Source organism: Saliniramus sp. (genome assembly GCF_035311605.1).
GTDB lineage: Bacteria > Pseudomonadota > Alphaproteobacteria > Rhizobiales > Beijerinckiaceae > Saliniramus.
The window spans coordinates 1-3,558 of record NZ_DATGCW010000232.1 but is presented as its reverse complement, the minus strand read 5'-3'; the positions used below and the strand labels follow the sequence as shown (position 1 = coordinate 3,558).

Annotated in this window: 4 protein-coding genes and 2 pseudogenes; 2 read left to right on the top strand and 4 right to left on the bottom strand. The window is 62.2% G+C overall.

Annotated elements, in window-relative coordinates; translation table 11 throughout:
* Window positions 1–145, bottom strand: a pseudogene (locus VKP01_RS10445) (IS3 family transposase); the annotation flags it as partial.
* 89 nt (window positions 146–234) lie between these two features.
* On the opposite strand from VKP01_RS10445, the pseudogene VKP01_RS10440 reads away from it, so the two are divergent.
* A pseudogene (locus VKP01_RS10440) lies at window positions 235–1,458 on the top strand (IS3 family transposase).
* Window positions 1,459–1,473: 15 nt separating this feature from the next.
* Here VKP01_RS10440 and VKP01_RS10435 read toward each other — a convergent pair.
* Together VKP01_RS10435 and VKP01_RS10430 are read right to left on the bottom strand one after the other, a co-directional pair.
* On the bottom strand, window positions 1,474–2,013 hold the full coding sequence (locus VKP01_RS10435) for a DUF6538 domain-containing protein (RefSeq protein WP_324412082.1): 540 nt from the start codon (window positions 2,011–2,013) through the stop codon (window positions 1,474–1,476).
* Between the two features lie 187 nt (window positions 2,014–2,200).
* Window positions 2,201–2,464 carry a hypothetical protein gene (locus VKP01_RS10430; protein WP_324412081.1) on the bottom strand — a complete coding sequence of 88 codons (264 nt, stop codon included), beginning with the start codon at window positions 2,462–2,464 and terminating at the stop codon, window positions 2,201–2,203.
* A 224-nt stretch (window positions 2,465–2,688) separates the two neighbouring features.
* Between VKP01_RS10430 and VKP01_RS10425 the strand changes: the two genes are divergently transcribed.
* Window positions 2,689–3,033, top strand: coding sequence for a hypothetical protein (locus VKP01_RS10425; protein WP_324412080.1), 345 nt, complete (start codon window positions 2,689–2,691; stop codon window positions 3,031–3,033).
* Here VKP01_RS10425 and VKP01_RS10420 read toward each other — a convergent pair.
* The coding region (locus VKP01_RS10420; RefSeq protein ID WP_324412079.1) for an NAD-dependent epimerase/dehydratase family protein at window positions 3,026–3,558 on the bottom strand (533 nt) is incomplete at its 5' end. The genes VKP01_RS10425 and VKP01_RS10420 overlap by 8 nt on opposite strands.

The window sequence follows — 3,558 nt, the reverse complement described above, 5'->3', positions numbered from 1 at the left end:
GAAGGCTTTCGCCAAAAAAATCGCGTTCCACCACGAGCTGGCCGATCTTGGCGTGGAGCTTCTCGACGTCGGCCTCCCGGCTCGCCTCCGCAGCTTCGGCCTCGCCGGAAAACACCGACACCATCCCGTCCATTACCTGCTTGCGTCAAGTGGCGAGCCCACCAAGTCTTGACCTGCCCCGGGAAATTTCCTCCATCAGCGATTAGGGTCCGAGCCTCATTGAAGGACGGACAGATGAAGTGGAAGCGGTTTACGGAAGAGCAGATCATCGGGGTGCTGCGGGAGCAGGAGGCGGGTGCGAAGGTTGCCGACCTGTGCCGCCGACACGGAATCTCGGATGCGACGTTTTACAACTGGAAGGCCAGGTTCGGCGGCATGGATGTGTCGGGCGCGAAGCGATTGAAGTCGCTCGAGGACGAGAATGCCAGGCTGAAGAAGCTTCTGGCCGAGCAGATGCTGGATGCGGCGGCACTTCGCGAGCTCCTGTCAAAAAAATGGTAGGGCCCGCTGCAGTCAAGCCTGCGCAGACTGCCTAAACTTGTCTGCGAGCGCGAAGCCGTCGCGCATCTGCAGGCCAAGATGAGCCTGTCGGAGCGGCGGGCCTGCACCATCGTCGCCGCTGTTCGCACCACGATCCGCTACCGATCCCGGCGGCCTCCCGAGCTGGAACTGAGGAAGAAGCTGCGCGATCTCGCCAGCCAACGGCGACGCTACGGCTACCGGCGGCTGTTCGTCCTGTTGCGCGGCGAAGGGGAAGCATCGGGGATCAACCGGATCTACCGCATATACCGGGAAGAAGGGCTGACCGTGCGCAAGCGCCGGGCGCGTCGCCGGGCTGTCGGAACCCGGGCGCCGATCCTCGTCGAGGCGAAAGCCAACGCCCGCTGGTCGCTCGACTTCGTGCATGACCAGTTCGCCTGCGGGCGGAGATTCCGCGTTCTCAACATCGTCGATGACGTGACACGCGAATGCCTGGCGGCGGTCCCCGACACCTCGATCTCGGGCCGGCGGGTGGCACGTGAACTCACGGATCTGGTCAGGCGGCGTGGCAAGCCCGGCATGATCGTTTCGGATCATGGCACCGAGTTCACCTCGAACGCGATCCTCGCCTGGGCGAAGGGTGCCAGCGTCGAATGGCACTACATCGAGCCTGGAAAGCCGATGCAGAACGGCTTCTGCGAGAGCTTCAATGGCCGCATGCGGGACGAACTCCTCAACGAGACCCTGTTTCTCGGGCTGGCGCATGCCCGCAGCCTCATCACCGAATGGGTCACCGACTACAATGAGGTACGGCCCCATTCCTCGCTCGGCTACACAACCCCGGCAGCGTTCGCGGCCGGTCTCACCGCAACAGGCTCGCCGCTGCGCAATCCCGGCCAGCTCCTCTCCGAGCCTGTTGCCCACGACGCGCCGATTGGCGTATCAGAAACAGCGGAGACTCCAGTCGCTACTGGATGAAAGTTCAGGGGCAGGTCAATACGGGAAGGCCTCAGAGAACTGGGTGACGGTGGTTCGCTTCAAGTCCTTGGTCTTTTCGTTATTGTCTAGCGAGTCTAGCCAATCTGACACATGGTCGAGGAAGGGTGTGAGCTTCCCGGTAGCGACTCCCACGAATCGCTGGGATTCCTTAAGCTCAGGGATGGTGACATGCTCAGGAACCTCCCGCTCATCCTTGACGCCGCGCCTTGCAAGCCCCTCATGGTACCTCTCTGTGGCAGTGTCTTCGATCTGGGATAGGACGGCCTGTCGCCCCTCCTCGCTCTCTGCTCCTCGAAGAAGATCACGATAGAAGGATGCGTCACGCTCTATGTAACCCGGCGATCCCTTGCGAGCCTCATCGATCCTCTTGGACCAATTGAGAACCCAGAGGCTCTGGGCTCTCCTCTGGGCTTCCCGTCTGTCGGGTGTTTGCAGGGACTTGGAGAGACGCTTGCGGCCTCCCATGGCTTCCCTGAGGGATGGCGGGATATCATGGAAAGCCCACCAAGTGCGGTGACGGAGAGTGAGGTACATGGCGCTAGCTCCGCTAGAGGCCTGGTTTCCCCTAATTCCCTACAGCTTATCCCCACAGATATGGCAAGGGATCTCTAGGGAATCAAGGATGATAAAGCTTTGAGGGCTCCAAGGAGGAGCATCCAGCCGGGGTCGCCATCTCACGTGCTTTTGATGCATGACGGATCAACACGCGTTCGCCCGTCGATCAGCGCCATCTGTCACTCAAACGCGCCGTAATTGCCGCGCTTCGGTGCAGATACGCGGTAATGGCGCGGATACATGCGGTGTGGCGCAGATCCGAATGGATCAGCATCCAGAGTTCGATATCGTGTGCGGCAGGTTTCGCGAGCGCGCTGTGGGACCAGATGCGGCATACCTTGTCATCGCTCTGCATGGCCACTTTGTCAGGTGGCATACGATCCTCAGAGACCGGCTCGGCCTCGACCGCGCTGTCGGCGCGTTGCGCCATTTGTGGTAAGACTTTACCGGTTTACGCAGATTGTTCAGGCTGTGGAAGCCGAGAATCTACGGCTTGTGGGTCAGGTTACGTTTCGTTAAGGAATTGCGGGCTGAATATATTCTGCAGCGGGAAAGTACATTCTGCTGTCTGGGGTAGGAATGCCGGGGGCGGTCGTTCCTGCCGTAACGTCCACGACACAGCTTCGCTGGAAATTACGGAGAGGATTCATCTGTATGACTGCTTTTGATACGGTATTTCACCGGCGCCGTCGCCCTGCGCCTTCCGCAGGACCACTCCGGGCATCACTCGCCTGCCTCGCGCTTCTGGGCTGCGTGATTCTCACATCGGTGCCCGCCTTCACCGCCGCAGCCTCCGCCAATGACCGGGTCTCCGCGACAGCCATGCAGCAGGCGGAGCGCAACACGGCGCCGCTGTTCGGTAATCAGGAGCGCGCGCGCACGCGATCGGGTATCGGGCGCCGTCCCCTTGGACGTGCGCCTTATGTCTGCACGCCGAGCGGTTTCGGTCGCACGGCGTCCTGCCAGCTGCGCGGGCGCAGCAATTCCGCATTCAACTGATCCGCTCGCGCTTGCGGCAATGCCAGGCCCAGGCGCTTTCCACGATGCGTAGCGCATCGCTGTAATGCGCCGCCCAGCCGAGAAGATTTCTCGCGCGCCGCGCATCGGCAACGAGTTCCGGCGGGTCGCCGGGACGGCGCGGCCCGCAGTCCAGATTGACGGTCTGACCCGTTACGGCCTCGACCATGGCGATGATCTCGCGCACGGAGATGCCGCGACCGGCGCCGAGATTGAGCGGCTGCGAAGCGATGCCGGAATCGAGGGCCGCGAGCGCGCGCAGATGCGCATCGGCCAGATCGACGACGTGGATATAGTCGCGAATGCAGGTGCCGTCGGGGGTGGGATAATCGATGCCGAAAACCGTCAGCGGCCTTCCGCCCGAGGCGGCTTCGAGGGCGCGCGGCACGAGGCGCGTTTCCGGATCATGGTCCTCGCCGATCTCGCCATCAAAATCGTCGCCGGCGGCATTGAAATAGCGCAAAGCCAGCCAGCGCAGGCCGTGCGCGCGCTCGAAATCCGCGAGCA